The organism is Mesorhizobium sp. P2_D6 (assembly GCF_056404315.1).
Genome location: NZ_JBFUEG010000019.1, coordinates 63,980 through 83,376, shown reverse-complemented (window position 1 = coordinate 83,376; position 19,397 = coordinate 63,980). Strand labels below are relative to the sequence as shown.

Here is a 19,397-nt window from a genome sequence, read left to right as displayed (position 1 = left end):
ATGCCGCTGGACCGCAGCCCGGGCTTCGGCGTCTATATCCATTGGCCGTTCTGCGCGGCCAAATGCCCGTATTGCGACTTCAACAGCCATGTCCGCCACCAGCCGGTCGATCAGCAGCGTTTTACCCGCGCCTTCGAGACCGAGCTCGCGACGATGCGCGGGCGCACCGGGCCGCGCGAAGTGACCAGCATCTTTCTCGGCGGCGGCACGCCCTCGCTGATGCAGCCGCAGACGGTGGCGGCGGTGCTCGACGCCGTGGCCAAGAACTGGACCGTGCCCGATGGCATCGAGGTGACGCTGGAAGCCAATCCGTCCTCGGTCGAGGCCGAGCGTTTTCGCGGCTACCGCGCCGCCGGCGTCAACCGGGTGTCGCTCGGCGTGCAGGCCTTGAACGACAAGGATTTGCGTTTTCTCGGCCGGCTGCACAATGTCGAGGAAGCACTGCATGCCATCGGGCTGGCGCGTGAGATTTTTCCGCGGCTTTCCTTCGACCTGATCTATGCCCGTCCCGGCCAGACGTTGGACGCTTGGCAGGCGGAGCTCGAACAGGCGATCGGCCACGCCGCCGACCATCTGTCGCTCTACCAGCTGACCATCGAGGAAGGCACGCCGTTCCACGCGCTGCATGCGGCGCACAAATTCACCATTCCCGACAATGACCGGGCAGCCGATCTCTACGCGCTGACGCAAGAGGTGACCACGGCGCATGGTTTGCCGGCTTACGAGATTTCCAACCACGCCCGGCCAGGCGCCGAAAGCCGGCACAATCTGACCTACTGGCGCTATGGCGAATATGTCGGCGTCGGGCCGGGCGCGCATGGACGTTTCATCGAGAACGGCCGCCGCACCGTCACCATCGCCGAGCGGATGCCGGAGACCTGGGCCAATCTGGTCGAGGCCAAGGGCCATGGCGTCACCGGCGGCGAGGTTTTGACGCGCTCGGAAGAGGCCGACGAGTTCCTGCTGATGGGGTTGCGGCTCGCCGAAGGCATCGACCTTACCCGCTACGAGGCGTTTTCCGGGCGCGGCTTGTCCAGCGCGCGGCTGTCGGTGCTGCAGGACGAGGGGCTGGTGGCGCCGATCGGCAATGCAAGGCTGCGCGCCACGCCGGCCGGCATGATCGTGCTCGACGCCGTGGTGGCCGATCTGGCGCGCTAAGCCCACAGGCCAAATGGCTCAACCGAGGCGGACGATTTATCGGCTCCAGGAAGGATGCTAGAAGTTCGGCTTGTTGAACCGAAGGCGTGCCCGCGCCGTATCCAGATGGTCCTGCGATGAAGTTCCTGATCCACGAGACGCTGCGGACATTAAACACTGATGATGTGTTCGAGTTTGGATTGACCGAAATCTTGAGATCTCCAGAGCATGACGACCTCTTTGAGGCTCAGGCGATTTTCATCAGGAACGCAACGGTCACATCGAAACTAAAATTGTCCCACTTGAGCGAATTCAGCGTTGTCATCAGTTTCATAACATATATTGGAAATAAGCTTCGCGGGATCGCCAAGGATGAGTTGTTCGAGTTTGATCTGAATGGACTCACATTTGATCAGTACATCCCTCTCAGCAAAAATCAGCGTGAGATCTGGGATGAGTAGTCGGTGAGGAACGTTCTCTTCGTCTGCAGCCAGAATCGTTTGCGCAGCCCGACTGCCGAGCAGGTGTTTTCCAAACGCCAGGATATCGAGGTCGCCTCAGCCGGCACCAATCACGATGCCGACACGCCGCTAACGCATGAACTGGTGGCGTGGGCCGACATCATCTTCGTCATGGAAAAGGCGCATCGCTCAAAGCTGCAGAAGAAATTCAAGGCGAGCCTGAAGAAGGCGCGGATGGTCTGCCTTGACATCCCTGATGACTATGAATTCATGGATCCGAACTGATTGACCTTCTGAAGGCGCGCGTTTCGCGGTATCTCGGTTGACGATGTGCGGGGCGTTGGCACCCGCGCGTTCAACCGTTCTGGCCAACCGCAAAGGTCTGTGGGATCAAGCGTCGTGCTTGAAGCGACGCTTACCACGGTGCTTTTCGGCATGCGCGTCGCCGGGTCGGGCCGGCTTGGCGTCGGCCTTGTCGCGGCGGACGCTGTGCTGGTCGTTCATCGGATGCGGCGGCACGCCTTCTCTGGCGCTCTTGGTTTCAAGACGGGTGATGAAGATATCGAAGCGATTGGGCATCGTCCGGTCAGTGCTCCGTCGTGCTGCTTGGCTGGGGCTGATTGTCGGAAAGCCTGACATTCGTTGGCAAGGGGGTGGTGGCCCGCCTGGTCAGGCTGGTGTCGCTCTTGGCGAGCATACGCTTGTCCTTTGGCGCGGGCACGCGGTTGCGCCCGGCATAGTAGGGCTCGAAAACGTCCTGCAATTTGAGGCTGTCCATCCTGTCCTCCTCCTCAAGAGACTCAGGTATTCAATCCGCCGGCCACGGTTTCGTTCCCCACTATGGCAAAGACATGGCGGCCGGATTACATCGGCGTCAGGTTTGGGGCGGTCAGGTTGAGGCGGGACGCCGGGCTTTTGCAACCGCGCCTGCGCCGTGCCAAACAGGGCTGAACGGAGAGTGAGCGGTGACCGGCGAGAAACGCAGCTATGTGATCGGCCAGACCGAGATGCCGGCCCGACCGCTCGAGCCGGCGCTCTATCTGGTGGCGACGCCGATCGGCAATCTCTCCGACATCACGCTGCGCGCGCTTGAAACGCTGGCCGCCGCCGACATTGTCGCCTGCGAGGACACCCGCGTCTCGCGCGTGCTGCTCGACCGCTACGGCATCCGCCGTCGCACCACCGCCTATCACGAGCACAATGCCGGCGAGGCCGGGCCGAAGCTGATCGCAGCGCTCGAGGCCGGACAGAGCGTGGCGCTGATCTCCGACGCCGGCACGCCGCTGATCTCCGATCCCGGCTACCGGCTGGTCGGCGAGGCGCAGGAGCGCGGCCTGCGCGTCGTGCCGATCCCGGGTCCGTCGGCGCCGCTGGCGGCGTTGACGGCGTCGGGCCTGCCGTCCGACGCCTTCCTGTTCGCTGGGTTTTTGCCGGTGAAATCAGGGCAGCGGCTTACCAAGCTGGAAACCTTCAGGGCGGTGCCGGCGACGCTGATCTTCTTCGAATCGCCACGCCGGCTCGCCGAAACGCTGGCTGCCATGGTCGAGGCGCTGGGTGGCGAGCGCAAGGCAGCCATCGGCCGCGAGCTGACCAAGACCTTTGAGGAAATGCGCACCGGCACTTTGCAGGGGCTGGCCGACCACTATGCGGCGGCCGACACGCCGAAGGGCGAGATCGTGGTCTGTGTCGGCCCGGCTGAGGTCAAGGCCGACCAACCCGCCGACATCGACCGGCTGCTTCTGTCGCTGGCCGCCGAAATGCCGGCCTCCAAGGCGGCGGCGGAAGCGGCGAAGATGACCGGCGGGCAGAAGCAGGCGCTGTACCGGCGGCTGCTTGGGCTGAGGGATGCCGCTGGAGAAGGCGAAGGTGGCTGAGCGCCCGAGCGCCAGCCGCCAAAAGGCCTATCGGCGCGGCCATCGCGGCGAGTGGCTGGCGGCAGCGGCGCTGATGCTGAAGGGCTACCGCATTCTTGCGCGCCGCCATCGCACGCGCTTCGGTGAAATCGACTTGATCGCTAGGCGCGGTGACCTCGTGCTGTTCGTCGAGGTCAAGGCGCGGCGCACGCTGATGGAGGCGATGGAGGCGATCGGCCATGAATCCGAGCGCCGCATCGAAGCCGCCGCCGATATCTGGCTGTCGCGGCAGCAGGACTACGGCAAATTATCGATGCGCTTCGACATGGTGGCCGTGCTGCCCTGGCGCTGGCCGGTGCATGTCGAGAATGCGTTTTATGGGAGGGGCTGAGGGGCTAGTGACAGGCGTTGCTCGCCCTTCGCTGGCTCCCCGCCCTCCGGGCGTTCAGTCCCCTTAAAAAGGTTCACTGGACCTTTTTATCCGCCCGGAGGCGGACCGGGCCTTCACCGTTCGTCGTTCGGAAAGCCAAGCAATTGGCTTTCCGTCCGCTTCGCGGACCACTCCTCACCCCCAAATCATCAACGCCACCAAGCCCACACCACCCACCACCAGGCGCCACCAGCCGAACAGCGAGTAGCCGTTGCGCGAGACGTAATCGAGCAGGAAGCGGACAACGATCAGCGCGGCGACGAAGGCGGCGACGAAGCCGATGGCGATGATCGGCAGGTCGGCCGTGGTCAGCACATTGCGGTTCTTGAACAGGTCGAAGGCGAAGGCGCCGACCATGGTCGGGATGGCAAGGAAGAAGGAGAATTCCGCCGCCGCGCGCTTGTCGACGCCCAGCAGCAGGGCGCCGACGATGGTCGAACCGGAGCGCGACGTGCCGGGGATCAGTGACAGGCATTGGAATAGGCCGATCTGCAGATAGAGCCGGGTCGGGAAGCGTTCGACGTCGCGGTAGACCGGCTGCAGCTTCATGCGGTCGACCGCCAGCAGCACGACGCCGCCGATGATCAGCATGATGCAGATCAGCCGCGGCGATTCGAACAGGATGGTCTTGATGAAATCATGCGCCAGCGCGCCGATGATGGCCGCCGGCAGGAAGGCGATCAGGATGCCGAGGACGAAATGCCGCGTCAGCCGGTCATGCGGCAGGTCGAGCAGCATTTGCCACAGGCGGCGGAAATAGACGCTGAGGATCGCCAGGATGGCGCCAAGCTGGATCAGGATCTCGAAGGCCTTGCCTGTGGAATGGAAGCCGAGAAAATGGCCGGCAAGCAGGATATGGCCAGTGGAGGACACCGGGATGAACTCGGTCAGCCCCTCCAGCAGGCCGAGCAGCAGGGCTTCGACAATGGTGTGGCTATCCATGGCAACCTCGGCATTCAAGTGACGGAAGGAAACGGCTTGCAAATGGCTTGCTTGTCACGGCGCGGAAGTCCCCCTATAGGTCGCAACACCGTGACGGCCGCATGACGGGCCGCCAAGACTTACCGGTGCGCCCTGCGATTCGCCAGTGCGCTGAATTATCGCGGAACCATGCTGACGCTTTTCCATCACCCGATGTTCGCCACCTGCCGCTTCGTTCGCCTCGCCTTTGGCGAGTATGGCGAGGAGCTGGCGCTGATCGAGGAAAAACCGTGGACACGGCGCAAGGAGTTCCTGGCGCTGAACCCGGCCGGCACCTTGCCGATCCTGCTTGCCGAGGGCGACGTGCCGATCGTCGGCGCCATGGTGATTGCCGAATATCTCGACGAGACGCGCGGTGTCCTGAAGCGCGACAAGAGGCTGTTTGCCGAAGACCCGATGCAGCGCGCCGAAATCCGCCGGCTGACCGACTGGTATCTCAACAAGGCCGAGAGCGAAGTAACGCGGCACCTGGTGCGCGAACGCGTGCTGAAGCCGGTGATGCCTGAAACGGCGGGCGGTGGTTCGCCCGATTCGGCGGCGATCCGGGCTGCCCGCGCCAACATCCGCCAGCATATGAAATACACCAACTGGCTGGCCGGCACCCGCCATTGGCTGGCCGGCAGCAAGGTCACCTATGCCGACCTGGCAGCGGCCGCGACGCTGTCGGTGCTGGATTATCTCGGCGAGATCGACTGGCGCGAGCATGCCGCGGCGCGCGAATGGTACACGCGGGTGAAATCGCGGCCGTCGTTCCGGCCGCTGCTCTCCGACCGGGTGCGCGGCCTGTCGCCGGTGTCGCATTATGCGGACCTCGACTTCTAAACGCGAAACCCTGCGCGCGCTGATCGACGCAGAGGCGCGGCGCGCCGGCTTCGATGCGGTGGCCGTCACCACGCCTGACTCGATCCCGCTGGCGCCGGGACGGCTCGCCGAATTCGTCGCCGATGGTTTTCATGGCTCGATGGCGTGGATCGCCGAGACGCTCGAGCGCCGCAGCGAACCGTCGACGCTGTGGCCCGAAGTACGCTCGATCATCGTGCTGGCGATGAATTACGGGCCGGACCACGATCCGCGCGCACTGCAGGCAAGGCGCGACCGCGGCGCGATCTCGGTCTATGCGCAGAACCGCGACTATCACGAGGTGATGAAGGGAAGGCTGAAGGAGATCGCCGGCAAGATCGTGGCGCGGGCCGGCGGCGACGTGAAGGTGTTCGTCGACACCGCACCGGTGATGGAAAAGCCGCTGGCCGAGGCCGCCGGGCTCGGCTGGCAAGGCAAGCACACCAATCTGGTCAGCCGCGAGCACGGCTCGTGGCTGTTTCTTGGCACCATCTTCACCACCGCCGAGCTTGAGCCCAATGCCCCCGACGAGGACCATTGCGGCTCCTGTCGCGCCTGTCTCGATGCCTGCCCGACGGATGCCTTTCCGGCGCCCTACCGGCTCGATGCCAGGCGATGCATTTCCTACCTGACCATCGAGAACAAGGGGCCGATCCCACACGAATTCCGCGAAAAGATCGGCAATCGCATCTATGGCTGCGACGATTGCCTCGCCGCCTGCCCGTGGAACAAGTTCGCCCGCGCCGCCTCGGAGGCAAAACTCGCCGCGCGCGACGAATTGCGCGAGCCGGCGCTGGCGGAACTGTTGCAGCTGGACGATGCCACGTTCCGGTCTTTCTTCTCGGGCTCGCCGATCAAACGCATCGGCCGCGACCGCTTTGTCCGCAATGTGCTGATCGCCGCCGGCAATTCCGGGGATTTTTCGCTGACCGGCCCGGTGCGTGCCTTGCTGAGCGATCCGTCTCCGCTGGTGCGCGGCGCGGCCATCTGGGCGCTGGCGCGGCTGGTGCCAGAGGCCGAATTCAGGGATAGGGCCGCTGCCGGCTCGAAAACCGAAACCGACGCGACAGTGCGCGACGAATGGCTGTCCGCGCTGCCAACAGAGGCGCATGCATGAGCGAAAAGCAGGTCTTCATCTTCGGCGCCGGCTATTCCGGCAAGGCCTTTGCCGGGGCCAACAAGGAAAAGGCGACGATTTTCGGCACCACGCGCACGCCGGAAAAGGTCGAATCGCTCAAACAGGCCGGCATTGCGCCGCTGCTGTTCGACGGCGCGCTGACGCCTGAGGTTGGCGAGGCGCTGGAGAATACCACGCATCTGATCGTCTCCGTGGCGCCGGAGGAGGCCGGCGACCCGGTGCTCAACGCCGCGCGCCTGACGATAACAGCGATGCCCGCCCTTCGCTGGATCGGCTACCTCTCCACCGTCGGTGTCTATGGCGACTATGGCGGCGGCTGGGTCGACGAGACGGCGGCATGCCGGCCGGTGTCGAAGCGCTCGGCAATGCGGGTGGCGGCCGAGCAGGACTGGCTGGAGCTTGGCCGCGAGATCGGCAAGCCGGTGGCTATCCTGCGGCTTTCCGGCATTTACGGGCCGGGTCGCAATGCGCTGGTCAATCTGGAAAACGGCACCGCGCGGCGGCTGGTCAAGCCCGACCAGGTGTTCAACCGCATCCATTGCGACGACATTGCCGGTGCGCTGTGGCACCTCATCAGCGGCAATACAGGTGGCATTTTCAACGTCACCGATGACGAGCCGGCGCCGCCACAGGATGTCGTCACCTATGCCGCCGGGCTGATGGGGGTCGAGCCGCCGCCCGAAATTCCTTTCGAGACCGCCCAACTTTCGCCCATGGCGCGGTCCTTCTATGGCGAGAACAAGCGCGTCGCCAACACAGCGATCAAGGCGGTGGGCTATCGGTTCCGCTTTCCGGACTACCGCCAGGCATTCGACCGGATGTGGGCTGACGGGAGCTGGCGCGATGGCGAGCCGCGCAGCCCGATCAAGGGTGGATAATCGAAACGCGGCGCCGGGCGTGCTATGATTCGCTTGAATTGGCGGCCTGCAGCAGAGGGGGCTCATGACGATTTCGATGCGATCCTTGCCCGGCAGGCGGCCGTTCCTGACGGCGGCGCTGGCGATCGTTGCCTTGGCCGGGCTGGCGGCGGGCGCTATCACGGCCGAGCCTAGGGCAAAAGACCTGTTCGGCGCCAAGAAGCTGCCGGCGGTGGCGGCGGCGCAATCCTTCGGCTTCTATTCCAAGGGCTGCTTCACCGGCGGCGTCGCCATTCCGATGGATGGTCAGAACTGGGAGGTGATGCGTCCCTCGCGCAACCGCCGCTGGGGCCATCCGACGATGATCGCGCTGATCGAGAAACTGTCGCGCGATGCCGCCGCCGACGGCTGGCCCGGCCTGTTGATCGGCGATATCTCGCAACCGCGCGGCGGCCCGATGCTGACCGGACACGCCTCGCATCAGATCGGCCTCGACGCCGACATCTGGCTGACACCAATGCCCGACCGCAAGCTCACGACCCAGGAGCGCGAAAACATCAGCGCCACGCTGATGGTCGACGAAAAGACGCATCTGGTGAAGGACAGGCTGTGGAAGCCGATGCACACGCAGCTGCTGAAGCGTGCGGCAAGCTATCCGGAAGTCGAGCGCATCCTGGTCAATCCCGGCATCAAGAAGAAGCTTTGCGACACCGTCACCGGCGACCGTTCCTGGCTGCGCAAGATCCGGCCGTTCTGGGGCCATGACTATCATTTCCACATCCGTATCGGCTGCCAGCCGGGCTCGCCCAACTGCAAGGGACAGGAAGCGACACCAGACGATGACGGCTGCGGCAAGCCGCTGGCCTGGTGGTTCACCGAGGAGCCATGGAGGCCCAACAAGAACCCGGACGCACCCAAGGCACGCGACGTGATGACGATGGCGAACCTGCCGAAACAATGCCAGTTCGTGCTCGACCAGCCCGATGCCGACTCGATTGAAGCCGTCACTTATCGCGGCGGTGGCGTGCCGATCGCGGCCAGGGCGCCCGAACCTGATGCGCCTTTGCCGCCCATCAACGGCAACGCGGCGGGCCTGCCAAGCGCCGCTAACGCCTTCACCGCGACGCCGGAGATCGGCATTCCCCTGCCGAGGCGACGGCCGCCGGCAAACGTCGGACAGTAAAGGCGACCTGACGCTTCCCCTTTCCTGGGTCATGCGCTAGTCAATCGATTGAAACGGGCGCAGCGGCGTCGCAAAGGGGACGATCAAGAGCATGTCAGGCGACGACGCAGCGTTGCGGTTTCCAGTGTTGATCGGCGACATCGGCGGCACCAATGCGCGCTTTTCGATCGTGCTCGATGCGAATTCGGAAGCCGGCGAGCCGCAGATCGTGCAGACGGCCAATTTCAACACCATCGACGAGGCGATCCAGGCGGCGGTGCTCGACCGGTCGTCGGTGCGGCCGAATTCGGCGGTGCTGGCGATCGCCGGGCCGGTCGATGGCGACGAGATCCCGCTCACCAACTGTCCCTGGGTGGTGAAACCGAAGCAGATGTTTTCCAATCTGGGCCTGAGCGACATCGTCGTGCTCAACGATTTCGAGGCGCAGGCGCTGGCCGTCGTGGCGCTCGGCGAAGAGCATATGGAAAAGATCGGCGGCGGCACGCCGGAGGAGAATGCCGGGCGCGTCGTGCTCGGCCCCGGCACCGGGCTCGGCGTCGCCGGGCTGGTCCATGCGCTCAACCATTGGATACCGGTGCCCGGCGAGGGCGGCCATATGGACATCGGGCCGCGCACACCGCGCGATTTCGAGGTGTTCCCGCATATCGAGAAGCTCGAAGGCCGCATTTCAGGCGAACAGATCCTGTGCGGGCGTGGTCTGGTGAATGTCTACCGGGCGGTGGCCAAGGCCGACGGAAAACCTTCTCCCTTCACCACGCCGGCCGAAATCACCGGAGCGGCATTGGCGAAGACCGATGCCGTCGCCGAGGAGGCGCTGGCGCTGTTCGTCACCTGTCTCGGCCGCACCGCCGGCGATCTCGCGCTGGTGTTCATGAGCCGCGGCGGCGTGTTTTTGACCGGCGGCATCGCGCAAAAGATCGTGCCGGCTCTGAAGCAAGGCAATTTCCGCGCCGCCTTCGAGGACAAGGCGCCGCACAGCGCGCTGATGGCCTCGATGCCGGTCTATGTCATCACCCACCCGCTAGCAGCCCTTCTCGGGCTCGCCGCCTATGCCCGCAACCCTTCGCTGTTCGGCGTCCAGACCGCGGGGCGGCGCTGGCGGGCGTGATCCGCTTTGCCTTTCCTTGGGCCCGTTTCAGGCTGCGATCCCGGCCGCGACGAAGTTTCGCCATAGGCAAGCCGTAGCCGGGGCGCTAAGAGGGGGCCAAATTCAGCCCGCTCTACCCAGGAAACCGACGAAGCGCTGCAGATTTGACACTTCAAAGCCCAAACAGAGTGAAGGTGCGGCCGACCGAGGTCTCGGCGGTGCTGCGCCGCATCCTGGCTGAAAACAGCCGCGACTATCGCTGGCACTATGCCGTCGCCATCATCTGTTCGCTGCTGGTTTCGGGCACGACGGCCTTCAGCGCCTGGATCATGGCGCCGATGGTCAACCAGATCTTCTACGAACGGCAGGGCGGCGCCGTCTTGTGGATCTGCGCCGGTTTCATGGGCGCCTTCATGATCCGCGGCTTCGCCGGCTACGGCCAGGCGGTGGCGCTGGCCACGATCGGCAACAATCTGGTGGCGCGCTACCAGAGACGCATCTTCGATCATCTGATGAAGCTCGGCGTCGACTTCTTCAACGACACGCGTTCGGGCCGGCTGGCGGCGCAGGTCAATGAGAATGTCGGCGGTATTCGCGACCTTTTGTCGTTGACCATCGTCTCGATCACCCGCGACGCCGTCACGCTGGTCGGCCTTGTCGGCGTCATGATTTACCAGGATCCGGTGCTGTCGCTGAGTTCACTGCTGATCGGGCCGCCGCTGATCTGGGCCGTCGTCTACATCACGCGCCGGGTACGCAAGATCAACCGGGAATCGGTACTCATCAATTCCCGGCTGATCGGGGCGGTGCAGGAGGCCACGCAAGGCATCGCCATCGTCAAGGCCTTCACCATGGAGGAGGAGCTGTCGCGCCGCATCGGCGACCTCGCCGCCAGCGCCGAACAGCGCAGCAACAAGATCGCCCGCGTCTCGGAACGGCTGTCGCCGATTTCCGACATGCTGGCCGGCCTCGCGGTGACCGCGGTCATCGGTTATTCCGGCTATCGGGCACTGGTCCTCGGCCAGCCGCCGGGCGCGGTGTTTTCGTTCATCACCGCGCTGATCCTGGCCTACGACCCGGCGCGACGGCTGGCGCGCATGCAGGTCAGCATGGAGCGGGCGCTGGTCAATGCGCGCATGATCTACGAGCTGCTCGACCGCGAGCCGAAGCAGGGCGACGCGCCAGGCGCCACAGAGGCGCATTTCACCACCGGCGCGGTGCGGTTCAACAACGTGTCGTTCCGCTATGTCGAGGAAGTGCCGGTGCTGCAGGATCTGAGCTTTACCGCCGCCGCCGGCAAGATGACGGCCATCGTCGGCGCCTCGGGCGCCGGCAAGACGACGCTGGTGGCGCTGCTGCAGCGTTTTTACGATGTCGATGCAGGCACGATCGAGATCGACAGCCAGGACATTTCCAAAGTCACCAAACACTCGCTGCGAAGTTCGATCGCCTATGTCTCGCAGTCGCCCTATCTGTTCGAAGGCACCATCCGCGACAACATCCGGTATGGCCGGCTTTCGGCCACCGATGCCGAGATCGAGCAGGCGGCGATCCAGGCCGCGGCCGACGACTTCATCCGCCAGCAGCCGCAAGGCTACGACACGCCGGTCGGCGAAAGCGGCGCGACGCTGTCGGGCGGCCAGCGCCAGCGCGTCTCGATCGCTCGCGCCATCGTGCGCAACGCGCCGATCCTGCTGCTCGACGAAGCGACCTCGGCGCTCGACAACGAGGCCGAAGCCCGCGTCCAGGAAGCGCTCACCCACGTCATGGCCGGCCGCACCACCATCGTGATTGCGCACCGCCTGTCGACCGTGGTCAATGCCGACCACATCATCGTCATGGAGCAGGGCCGGCTGGTCGAGGAAGGCACGCACGCCTCGCTGATGGCCGATCCGCACAGCGTCTACGCCCGCTTCCACCGCGTGCAGGGCAAGAAGGGGCTGGGGCTTGTCGACGACGCCAAGCCAATCCAAACTCCGCTGCCGCGTTCGCGTGGAAAGAAGGTGTTGGGGAGGACTGTATGAGCGAATCCGGCGAAATGGGCCTGGTGGTGGTGGGGGCGGCCGGCCGCATGGGCCAGACGCTGATCCGCGCCATCCATTTGATCCCCGGCGCGCGCGTGGTCGGCGCGGTCGAACGCGCCGGATCGCCCTATCTCGGCAAGGATGCAGGCGAACTTGCCGGCATCGGCACCATCAATGTGACGATCTCAGACGACCCGCTGCCGGTGTTCGCCAAGGCCGACGGCGTGCTCGATTTCACCGCTCCGGCCGCTACCGTCGAATTCGCCGGCTACGCCGCGCAGGCGCGCATTGCCCATGTCATCGGCACCACCGGCTGTTCGGCGGAAGACAACGCCAAGATCGAAGCCGCGGCGCGCCACGCGACGATCGTCAAATCCGGCAATATGAGCCTCGGCGTCAATCTGCTGGCGGTGCTGGTGGAACAAGCGGCGCGCGCGCTCGACGCCGACGATTTCGACATCGAAATCCTCGAAATGCACCATAAGCACAAGGTCGACGCGCCGTCAGGCACCGCCTTGCTGCTCGGCGAAGCGGCGGCGACGGGACGCGGTATTGCGCTTGCCGGCAACGATGCGCGCGCGCGCGACGGCCATACCGGCGTGCGCAAACCTGGAACGATCGGTTTCGCCAGCTTGCGTGGCGGCTCGGTGGTCGGCGACCACAGCGTGATCCTGGCCGGCACCGGCGAGCGCATCACGCTTTCGCATCACGCCGAGGACCGCGCGATCTTTGCCCGCGGTGCTGTGAAGGCGGCGCTTTGGGCTCGCGCGAAGAAGCCTGGACTGTATTCGATGCGGGACGTGCTCGGCCTGAGCTGAGGCATCTATTTTTCTTACGCAATTCCGGACGGAAAACCGCTACACACTTTCCCTGGAATTGCTCAGACCCACCCCACAAACTCGAAGGAGCAAACATGTCGGGAACTCTCGTGCTCGTGCGCCACGGCCAGAGCGAATGGAACCTGAAGAACCTGTTCACCGGCTGGCGCGATGTCGACCTGACCGAGCAGGGCCACAAGGAGGCCAAGGAAGCCGGCCAGAAGCTCAAGGCGCGCGGCCTGAAATTCGACATCGCCTTCACCTCGGCGCTGATCCGGGCGCAAAAGACCTGCCAGCACATCCTCGACGCCGTCGGCCAGAGCGATTTGAAGACCATCCGCGACCAGGCGCTGAACGAGCGCGACTATGGCGACCTCTCCGGCCTCAACAAGGACGACGCGCGCAAGAAATGGGGCGAGGAGCAGGTGCATATCTGGCGCCGCTCCTACGACGTGCCGCCGCCCGGCGGCGAAAGCCTGAAGGACACCGGCGCCCGCGTCTGGCCGTACTATCTGCACGACATGCAGTCGCATGTGCTGAAGGGCGGCACGGTGCTGGTCGCCGCGCACGGCAATTCGCTCAGGGCGTTGATCATGGCGCTGGACGGCAAGAGCGGCGAGGAGATCGTCAAGCTCGAACTCGGCACCGGCGTGCCGGTCATCTACAAGCTCAACGCCGATTCCACAGTGGCGTCGAAGGACGTGCTGGAAAACTGAGCCGGCGCGTCGCCGCGGGCGTTTCTTGATTGAGCATGATCTTTTCCGAAAACCGGTTCCCACTTTTCGGGATCATGCTCTGAAAAAGCGCGTTGACACCTGTCGCTTGCCCGCTTACATGAGCCCGCACCAGCCCAGATGGCGGAATTGGTAGACGCGCACGGTTCAGGTCCGTGTTCCGCAAGGAGTGGAGGTTCGAGTCCTCTTCTGGGCACCACCCTTCGCTCTTCGAGCTTCGGGTGGCAGGCCACCCGAAGTCGTTAGACGAAGGAGTGTCCTCCGAAGCCTTGGCGAAGGAGGACTGGTGATGGTTTGATTGAGCCCGCTGGGGCGCATCAATCTTCGTTCAAAAAAAAGCCCGGTTCGTCCGGGCCTTTTTTTATTCCGCGGCAGCGAGCTGTCGGCCCTGGCTGTACTCAACCCAAGCCTGTCCCAGGATCTGAACGGACGAGGTCAGGAATATTCCCGCCATCAGCGCGGCGACGACAAGATCCGGCCAAGCGGTGGCTGTGCGCCAGACTCCTACGGCGGCAGCCATCACCACCACATTGCCGATGGCGTCGTTGCGCGAGCAAAGCCAGACCGAGCGGACGTTGGCGTCGCCATCCTTGTAGGGGCGCAGCAGCAGCACGGAGCCGAGGTTTGCAGCCAGCGCCAGGAAGCCGATGACCCCCATGACCTCCGCGCTCGGAACGCCGAGCACCAGGGTCTGGTAGACCGTCGAACCGAACACCCACAGCGCCATAGCGAACAGAGACAGCCCCTTGAACAAGGCCGCGGTCGCACGTGTTTGCAGGGTTGCACCGATCACGGCGAGGCTCAGGCCATAGGTGACGGTATCGGCGAGGAAATCCAGGGCGTCGGCCTTGAGCGCTTGCGAGCCGGCGAGCTGGCCGGCGACCATCTCGGTGAGGAACATCGCGCCGTTGATGGCAATGACCGCCCAAAGCACCCGTTTGTAACGAACGTCCATGCCGTCAAAAACAGCCACACCGCCCGAGCAGCATGATGCGTTCGGCGCTCCATGACCTGCCGCTTCTGCCCTGTCGGCCCTGGCAGGCAGCACCAAGGGCGCCGGGCTAGCGCAGGTCGTTGCTTCGTGGGCGCAGCAATCGTCAGCCATTGAAAATCTCCATGCTTGCGATCACCTTAGTTCCTCTAGCCACTAGAGGTTCAAGAGGTTTTTCATGGATTTCTCAATCGGCGAACTTTCGCGCCGAACGGCGGTGAAAGTCCCCACCATCCGCTACTATGAGCAGATCGGGCTGCTGCCGGTGCCGCCGCGCACCGAAGGGCAGCAGAGACGGTACGAGAAAGCCGCCGTTTCAAGGCTGGCTTTTATCAGGCACTCCCGCGAGCTCGGCTTTGAAGTCGAAGCCATTCGCGCGCTGCTGTCGCTTCAGGACAACCCGGAGCAATCTTGCGCGACAGCTGATGCGATCGCCAAGGCCCGACTGGCCGAAGTCGAGAGCAGGATCGCCAGCCTAAACGCCCTGCGACTTGAACTGACACGCATGGTCGATGAGTGCGCCTGCGGCAGAGTGGCGGAATGCCGGGTCATCGAGACTCTAGCGGACAGGAGCCATGGACACGGTCCTTTGGCTCTGGGATGAGCTATCCTATGCTGCTTGGGCTCTGCGTAGCGGCTAGCCCTATAGCCATGATGGCGGAATTGGTCGCGCACGGTTCAGGTCCGTGTTCCGCAAGGAGTGGAGGTTCGAGTCCTCTTCTGGGCACCAAATTCCCGTTTCGAGCCATTCGATATGGTTCAGACGCCTGACAGAAAGCCCGGTTCGCCGGGCTTTTTGTTGCCTGTGGTTCTGTGGGCGTCAGCGACCTACGAAAGCCGATCCGTTCTTCCTTCCCGGCGTCTGGGACTGCCCCGAGAATTGAACCCGTTGGCCTCTTGCCTATAAGCGCATGTGGCCCGCGATGTGCTCGACCTCACCAAACAGCGCCAGGTCGAGCAGACCCTCGCGAGCGACTATAACATCGTCATCTTCATGTTCATGGCGGTGTGGCAGCACATTTACGAAAGGCATGGGGGCGTCGCCGAGCGGGTGGCAGTTGATCTTACAAGACGGTGCGCGGGAACGTTCATCGCCCGACCTGCGCCCCTGGCGCTCGCCGATGCCTTCACCGGCACCCCAGCAAAAGCCGGTGAACGTGTTGACGATCTACAGCCGCGTTCATCTGCAACTCTCGAACGAGAGCGCTCCGCAACAGTATCGTTTTATCGTTAAACAGCCATCGGCGACTTGTATTCTCGACTATTCGCTTTGCCTTTGCGTCGATGCCCATAGATGAAAGGGGCCGACGACTTCGAGAAGCGAATGAGATAAGACCCACCGCGCCGGCACGCACATTGTCGAACCGTGCACCCGCCAATCGACAGTGATTATCGAGCGGATCGGCCTTGGTACGAAGTCTTAATATGTCTCACCTAGGTTCATCTTTGACTTCGAGAGCGCTGCGTTAGACAGAAGCACCCCTACACATGATCGCGAGTCTGACAGCGCTCCGCTGAATGGATGTCTCAGAATGCGCGACGTCACTCCTTCTCGACCGCACCCGAGAACCCTGGGATGGATGGGCACGACAGCGCTCGCCATGGGTGGCAGCAATCAAAGCCTCTTTCTGATCGCCGCTCTTTTTGTCGGCCAGGGGAATATTCCCGGTCAAGGAAGCGCCGCGGTACCGTTGCTCGTTATTGGTCTGCTTCTTAGCTGGGCCGCCGCGCCGGCGTGGACCGAACTGGTTCTCATGTGGCCAAACCGCGTCGGCGGTATCTCTGCAGCGTGCGCGGAAGCTTTCCGACCCTACAGTCCCGTTCTCTCGGCCTTGACGGGCACTTGCTATTGGTGGGGCTGGGTTCCGACCTGCGGACTGACAGCGGTTCTTTCAGCGTCTGCAATCCAGCAATGGTACTTGCCGGGCCTCCCCGTGGAGGCGGTCGCCTGCGCGCTCATCGCATTCTTTACGGCGGTCAATTTGTGTGGAATCAAGTGGGTGGTCAGACTGGCGATACCGATCGCCACAGCCTCCGCAATGCTTGCGTTTCTGTCATCCCTTGTCCCGGTCATTAGTGGCGAGGTCGACTGGCGGCAGGCGACGGATTTTACGCTGACCAGCCCGTTTGCCGGCCTTTTTGGCGACATCACGTCAGTGATGGCGGGGCTGTACCTGATCGGATTTGCCGCGCCGGCATTTGAAGCCGCAGCCTGCCATGTTGGCGAAACCATCGATCCCAACCGCAACATTCCTCGGGCGATGTGGGCGAGCGCGGGAATGGCCGGCATCTATTTCCTTGTCCTGCCGGTCGTTTGGCTGGGCGTGCTTGGACCAGAACCACTCGGCACGGACCTCGCCATGGCCCTCGGGCCGACGTTTGCGCCCCTGTTGGGCGGTCTCGGCAAAGCCGCCGCCATCTGGTTCATCATGTTCAACATGTTCCATGGAACGTTGCAGCCATTGGCAGGCGCCGCGCGGACCCTTGCGCAACTGAGCGAAGACGGCCTGCTGCCGAGATTCCTGGCCAGCCGCACCTCAACAGATTGTCCATGGGCGGCAACGCTGCTCACAGCTGCCGCGGCAATCGGTTTCATGCTGTGCGGGTACCCGCTCTGGATGATCGCTGCAGCCAATTTTACGTACCTGATCAGCATCTGCATGCCGAACATCGCAGTCTGGCTCTTGCGCCGTGACCATCCCGATGCCGCGCGGCCTTTCCGAGCTCCCAGAGGAACGATCGCCCTTGGCGTGGGCGCGGCGGCAATATGGCTGTTGACCGCCATACTGGGCTTCCAGCAGTTTGGGCTTCCTACCGTCCTGTTCGGTCTGGCGTTGGCCTATTCGGGTGCTGCGCTTTACGCCTGGCGCGCCATGGAGGATCGCCACGCGCTGGGTCTGCCCTTGCTGCCGCATACGCTTCACCTGAAGCTTACTGGAGCCATGCTATTTGTGCTCGTGCTCGACGGTGCCGGCTATTTCCTGGCGATCGGCAGCGTTCCCAACGTCGATGCTCCATTGATCGCCGCCCTGGAGGACATTTTTGTCGTTGTCGCGTTGCTGACCATCAGTGTCGGCCTGATTTTGCCGGGAATGATCACCCATTCGGCAACCGAGGTGAGCAACGCAGCGAAGCGTCTGACATCCGGAACGCTGAAGGACTTCTCTCTCGCCATGGCTGCTCTGGGGCGTGGAGACCTTGCTGCAGCGCATGCCTCCGTGAACATCATGCCGGTGACGGTAAACTCTCGCGACGAGCTTGGAGAGATGGCCGAAAGCTTCAACCTGCTCCAGGATAAGGTGAGGGAAGCCGCCCACGGCCTGGACGACGCGCGCGAGAATATGAACGTAGCGCGCACCGAACTCATGGCACGGCACGAGGAAATCGCGCATCTCGCGCACCACGATCCGCTTACCGGTCTGGCGAACCGAACTGCGCTTGCAGCGCACCTGACCACGGCGCTCGAGCGGGCGAGAGCAAAGCATGCCAGCTTTGCCGTGTTCAGCATTGACCTTGATCATTTCAAAGAGACCAACGACGTTTTTGGGCACGCCGCCGGCGACGATCTCCTGTGCACCATCGCCCGGCGTCTGCAAGCGGCGGCGCCGGAGGCCTTTATCGCCCGCATGGGCGGCGACGAATTCACTCTTGTCCTGGCCTTGGATGAACGACCCGCCGGAGCCAAGGAAGTCGCCGACCGTCTGTTCGATTCGGCGGCAGGCGAATTCGAAATCCGGGGCCAGCACATTTCAATCGGGCTGAGCATCGGCGCGGCGATCTATCCGAGGGATGGAGAGAGTGCCGCATCGCTGATGGCAAATGCCGACGCCGCGCTCTACCGAGCCAAGGCGGACGGCCGTCGAATGCTGCAATTTTTCGATCCTGAAATGGATCGGCGACTAAGAGAACGCTACGCCTTGCAGCAAGATTTGCGCTTGGCAATCGCACATGGCGAACTTGTGCTCCACTATCAGCCGCAGGCCCGGATAGACGGCGAAATCTTTGGTTTTGAGGCACTCGCCCGCTGGCACCATCCAAAACACGGGCTCGTCTCGCCGGCCGCGTTTGTCCCCCTTGCCGAACAGGACGGCACGATCGTTGAAATAGGGGAATGGACGCTCCGGCAGGCATGCAACGAAGCCGCCTCCTGGGCCAACCCCCTGCAGATCGCCGTCAATCTTTCCCCGGTGCAATTCCGTTTCGGCGACCTGGTGGGCCTGGTTCATTCGATCCTCTACGAGACCGGCCTTGCGCCAGGACGCCTGGAGCTGGAAATCACGGAAGGGGTTCTCATCCGGGATCGGGCAACTGCATTGTCGGTTTTGCGGCGACTGAAGGCGTTGGGCGTAAGGATCTCCATGGATGATTTTGGAACCGGATATGCATCACTTTCCTCGCTACAGGCGTTTCCATTCGACAAGATCAAGATCGATCGCAGTTTTGTTTCGGGTGTCGGTTCGAACGTCCAGTCAGCCGCCATCGTGCGCACGATACTCAGTCTGGGGAGTGCACTGACATTGCCCGTCATCGCAGAGGGCGTTGAAACAGAAGACGAGCGTGTTTTCTTGATGAAGGAAGGATGTCCCGAGATACAGGGGTATCTGGTGGGGCGCCCGCATCCAATAGCGCTCTACGAAGATGTGACGGATGGCTTATCTCCAGGATCTGCCTTGGGGGATTCCGACGTATCCTCCGCTGCAGCCCAGGCGTTTGGCGTGACAGGATAGTATTGGGCGGAGATCGTGGCCTGCGCTGTCGGTCGCGTCATCGATCAGGCTCATTCCTGAACGGATCCAGAAATCCCTCCAAGGTGCACGACCGGGGCGGTACGGTCGAAACCATGGCTCAATCGACCAATACGAC

19 protein-coding genes, 2 tRNA genes and 1 pseudogene are annotated in these 19,397 nt (G+C 63.4%); 18 read left to right on the top strand and 4 right to left on the bottom strand.

The annotated features are described in order from the left end of the window. The 3 genes and pseudogenes from hemW to AC1D1L_RS28290 all read left to right on the top strand — a co-directional run bounded on the left by hemW (nucleotide 1) and on the right by AC1D1L_RS28290 (nucleotide 1,924). Nucleotides 1-1,158 carry a radical SAM family heme chaperone HemW gene (gene hemW / locus AC1D1L_RS28300; protein WP_477344542.1) on the top strand — a complete coding sequence of 386 codons (1,158 nt, stop codon included), beginning with the start codon at nucleotides 1-3 and terminating at the stop codon, nucleotides 1,156-1,158. 116 nt (nucleotides 1,159-1,274) lie between these two features. Beyond that, entirely contained in the window at nucleotides 1,275-1,598 is a 324-nt protein-coding gene (locus AC1D1L_RS28295) for a hypothetical protein (RefSeq protein ID WP_477344541.1), read from the top strand. A gap of 3 nt (nucleotides 1,599-1,601) precedes the next feature. Further along, a pseudogene (locus AC1D1L_RS28290) lies at nucleotides 1,602-1,924 on the top strand (low molecular weight protein tyrosine phosphatase family protein). Nucleotides 1,925-1,988: 64 nt separating this feature from the next. Here the strand turns inward: AC1D1L_RS28290 and AC1D1L_RS28285 are convergent. Continuing rightward, entirely contained in the window at nucleotides 1,989-2,177 is a 189-nt protein-coding gene (locus tag AC1D1L_RS28285) for a hypothetical protein (protein ID WP_477344539.1), read from the bottom strand. Between the two features lie 7 nt (nucleotides 2,178-2,184). After that, nucleotides 2,185-2,376, bottom strand: a complete 192-nt coding sequence (locus tag AC1D1L_RS28280) for a hypothetical protein (RefSeq protein ID WP_477344538.1) — start codon at nucleotides 2,374-2,376, stop codon at nucleotides 2,185-2,187. A gap of 187 nt (nucleotides 2,377-2,563) precedes the next feature. On the opposite strand from AC1D1L_RS28280, the gene rsmI reads away from it, so the two are divergent. Beyond that, nucleotides 2,564-3,472 carry a 16S rRNA (cytidine(1402)-2'-O)-methyltransferase gene (rsmI, locus tag AC1D1L_RS28275; protein ID WP_477344537.1) on the top strand — a complete coding sequence of 303 codons (909 nt, stop codon included), beginning with the start codon at nucleotides 2,564-2,566 and terminating at the stop codon, nucleotides 3,470-3,472. Continuing rightward, complete coding sequence (locus tag AC1D1L_RS28270) at nucleotides 3,465-3,842, top strand: YraN family protein (protein ID WP_477344536.1); 378 nt, start codon at nucleotides 3,465-3,467, stop codon at nucleotides 3,840-3,842. The genes rsmI and AC1D1L_RS28270 overlap by 8 nt, the downstream gene beginning before the upstream one ends. A gap of 174 nt (nucleotides 3,843-4,016) precedes the next feature. Here the strand turns inward: AC1D1L_RS28270 and AC1D1L_RS28265 are convergent, their stop codons facing one another. Further along, a complete protein-coding gene (locus AC1D1L_RS28265; RefSeq protein ID WP_112559166.1) occupies nucleotides 4,017-4,823 on the bottom strand; it encodes an undecaprenyl-diphosphate phosphatase in 807 nt (268 codons plus the stop codon). Nucleotides 4,824-4,991: 168 nt separating this feature from the next. On the opposite strand from AC1D1L_RS28265, the gene AC1D1L_RS28260 reads away from it, so the two are divergent. The 9 genes from AC1D1L_RS28260 to AC1D1L_RS28220 all read left to right on the top strand — a co-directional run bounded on the left by AC1D1L_RS28260 (nucleotide 4,992) and on the right by AC1D1L_RS28220 (nucleotide 13,742). Further along, a complete protein-coding gene (locus tag AC1D1L_RS28260) occupies nucleotides 4,992-5,684 on the top strand; it encodes a glutathione S-transferase family protein (protein WP_023672063.1) in 693 nt (230 codons plus the stop codon). Continuing rightward, nucleotides 5,665-6,819 (top strand): tRNA epoxyqueuosine(34) reductase QueG, encoded by a 1,155-nt coding sequence (gene queG / locus AC1D1L_RS28255; RefSeq protein ID WP_477344535.1) that lies wholly within the window; start codon nucleotides 5,665-5,667, stop codon nucleotides 6,817-6,819. Before AC1D1L_RS28260 ends, queG begins: the two co-directional genes overlap by 20 nt. Further along, nucleotides 6,816-7,718 carry an SDR family oxidoreductase gene (locus AC1D1L_RS28250; protein ID WP_477344534.1) on the top strand — a complete coding sequence of 301 codons (903 nt, stop codon included), beginning with the start codon at nucleotides 6,816-6,818 and terminating at the stop codon, nucleotides 7,716-7,718. Before queG ends, AC1D1L_RS28250 begins: the two co-directional genes overlap by 4 nt. A 64-nt stretch (nucleotides 7,719-7,782) precedes the next feature. Then, complete coding sequence (gene mepA, locus AC1D1L_RS28245; RefSeq protein WP_477344533.1) at nucleotides 7,783-8,880, top strand: penicillin-insensitive murein endopeptidase; 1,098 nt, start codon at nucleotides 7,783-7,785, stop codon at nucleotides 8,878-8,880. A 91-nt stretch (nucleotides 8,881-8,971) separates the two neighbouring features. Further along, nucleotides 8,972-9,988, top strand: a complete 1,017-nt coding sequence (locus AC1D1L_RS28240; protein WP_477344532.1) for a glucokinase — start codon at nucleotides 8,972-8,974, stop codon at nucleotides 9,986-9,988. 143 nt (nucleotides 9,989-10,131) lie between these two features. After that, nucleotides 10,132-11,991, top strand: a complete 1,860-nt coding sequence (locus AC1D1L_RS28235) for an ABC transporter ATP-binding protein (protein WP_477344531.1) — start codon at nucleotides 10,132-10,134, stop codon at nucleotides 11,989-11,991. Further along, a complete protein-coding gene (gene dapB, locus AC1D1L_RS28230) occupies nucleotides 11,988-12,809 on the top strand; it encodes a 4-hydroxy-tetrahydrodipicolinate reductase (protein ID WP_477344530.1) in 822 nt (273 codons plus the stop codon). Before AC1D1L_RS28235 ends, dapB begins: the two co-directional genes overlap by 4 nt. 95 nt (nucleotides 12,810-12,904) lie before the next feature. Continuing rightward, on the top strand, nucleotides 12,905-13,525 hold the full coding sequence (locus AC1D1L_RS28225; protein ID WP_477344529.1) for a 2,3-bisphosphoglycerate-dependent phosphoglycerate mutase: 621 nt from the start codon (nucleotides 12,905-12,907) through the stop codon (nucleotides 13,523-13,525). A 132-nt stretch (nucleotides 13,526-13,657) separates the two neighbouring features. Then, nucleotides 13,658-13,742, top strand: a tRNA-Leu gene (locus tag AC1D1L_RS28220). 162 nt (nucleotides 13,743-13,904) lie between these two features. Here the strand turns inward: AC1D1L_RS28220 and AC1D1L_RS28215 are convergent. Beyond that, nucleotides 13,905-14,648 carry a cation efflux transmembrane domain-containing protein gene (locus AC1D1L_RS28215; protein ID WP_477344528.1) on the bottom strand — a complete coding sequence of 248 codons (744 nt, stop codon included), beginning with the start codon at nucleotides 14,646-14,648 and terminating at the stop codon, nucleotides 13,905-13,907. Between the two features lie 64 nt (nucleotides 14,649-14,712). Between AC1D1L_RS28215 and AC1D1L_RS28210 the strand changes: the two genes are divergently transcribed. The 4 genes from AC1D1L_RS28210 to AC1D1L_RS28195 all read left to right on the top strand — a co-directional run bounded on the left by AC1D1L_RS28210 (nucleotide 14,713) and on the right by AC1D1L_RS28195 (nucleotide 19,261). After that, complete coding sequence (locus tag AC1D1L_RS28210) at nucleotides 14,713-15,138, top strand: MerR family transcriptional regulator (protein WP_477344527.1); 426 nt, start codon at nucleotides 14,713-14,715, stop codon at nucleotides 15,136-15,138. Nucleotides 15,139-15,188: 50 nt separating this feature from the next. Continuing rightward, nucleotides 15,189-15,264 (top strand) — tRNA-Leu (locus AC1D1L_RS28205). 195 nt (nucleotides 15,265-15,459) lie between these two features. After that, the gene (locus AC1D1L_RS28200) at nucleotides 15,460-15,768 is read left to right on the top strand and encodes a hypothetical protein (RefSeq protein WP_477344526.1); all 309 of its coding nucleotides are present in this window, start codon (nucleotides 15,460-15,462) and stop codon (nucleotides 15,766-15,768) included. A 298-nt stretch (nucleotides 15,769-16,066) separates the two neighbouring features. Then, nucleotides 16,067-19,261, top strand: a complete 3,195-nt coding sequence (locus tag AC1D1L_RS28195; RefSeq protein ID WP_477344524.1) for an amino acid permease — start codon at nucleotides 16,067-16,069, stop codon at nucleotides 19,259-19,261. The last annotated feature ends 136 nt before the right edge of the window (nucleotides 19,262-19,397 follow it).

Excerpts from the sequence above, each read along its gene's own strand:
- hemW (WP_477344542.1), top strand. The coding sequence starts at position 1 with ATGCCGCTGGACCGCAGCCCGGGCTTCGGCGTCTATATCCATTGGCCG.
- AC1D1L_RS28295 (WP_477344541.1), top strand. The coding sequence starts at position 1,275 with ATGAAGTTCCTGATCCACGAGACGCTGCGGACATTAAACACTGATGAT.
- AC1D1L_RS28285 (WP_477344539.1), bottom strand. The coding sequence starts at position 2,177 with ATGCCCAATCGCTTCGATATCTTCATCACCCGTCTTGAAACCAAGAGC.
- AC1D1L_RS28280 (WP_477344538.1), bottom strand. The coding sequence starts at position 2,376 with ATGGACAGCCTCAAATTGCAGGACGTTTTCGAGCCCTACTATGCCGGG.
- AC1D1L_RS28265 (WP_112559166.1), bottom strand. The coding sequence starts at position 4,823 with ATGGATAGCCACACCATTGTCGAAGCCCTGCTGCTCGGCCTGCTGGAG.
- AC1D1L_RS28260 (WP_023672063.1), top strand. The coding sequence starts at position 4,992 with ATGCTGACGCTTTTCCATCACCCGATGTTCGCCACCTGCCGCTTCGTT.
- queG (WP_477344535.1), top strand. The coding sequence starts at position 5,665 with ATGCGGACCTCGACTTCTAAACGCGAAACCCTGCGCGCGCTGATCGAC.
- AC1D1L_RS28250 (WP_477344534.1), top strand. The coding sequence starts at position 6,816 with ATGAGCGAAAAGCAGGTCTTCATCTTCGGCGCCGGCTATTCCGGCAAG.
- mepA (WP_477344533.1), top strand. The coding sequence starts at position 7,783 with ATGACGATTTCGATGCGATCCTTGCCCGGCAGGCGGCCGTTCCTGACG.
- AC1D1L_RS28240 (WP_477344532.1), top strand. The coding sequence starts at position 8,972 with ATGTCAGGCGACGACGCAGCGTTGCGGTTTCCAGTGTTGATCGGCGAC.
- dapB (WP_477344530.1), top strand. The coding sequence starts at position 11,988 with ATGAGCGAATCCGGCGAAATGGGCCTGGTGGTGGTGGGGGCGGCCGGC.
- AC1D1L_RS28225 (WP_477344529.1), top strand. The coding sequence starts at position 12,905 with ATGTCGGGAACTCTCGTGCTCGTGCGCCACGGCCAGAGCGAATGGAAC.
- AC1D1L_RS28215 (WP_477344528.1), bottom strand. The coding sequence starts at position 14,648 with ATGGCTGACGATTGCTGCGCCCACGAAGCAACGACCTGCGCTAGCCCG.
- AC1D1L_RS28210 (WP_477344527.1), top strand. The coding sequence starts at position 14,713 with ATGGATTTCTCAATCGGCGAACTTTCGCGCCGAACGGCGGTGAAAGTC.
- AC1D1L_RS28195 (WP_477344524.1), top strand. The coding sequence starts at position 16,067 with ATGCGCGACGTCACTCCTTCTCGACCGCACCCGAGAACCCTGGGATGG.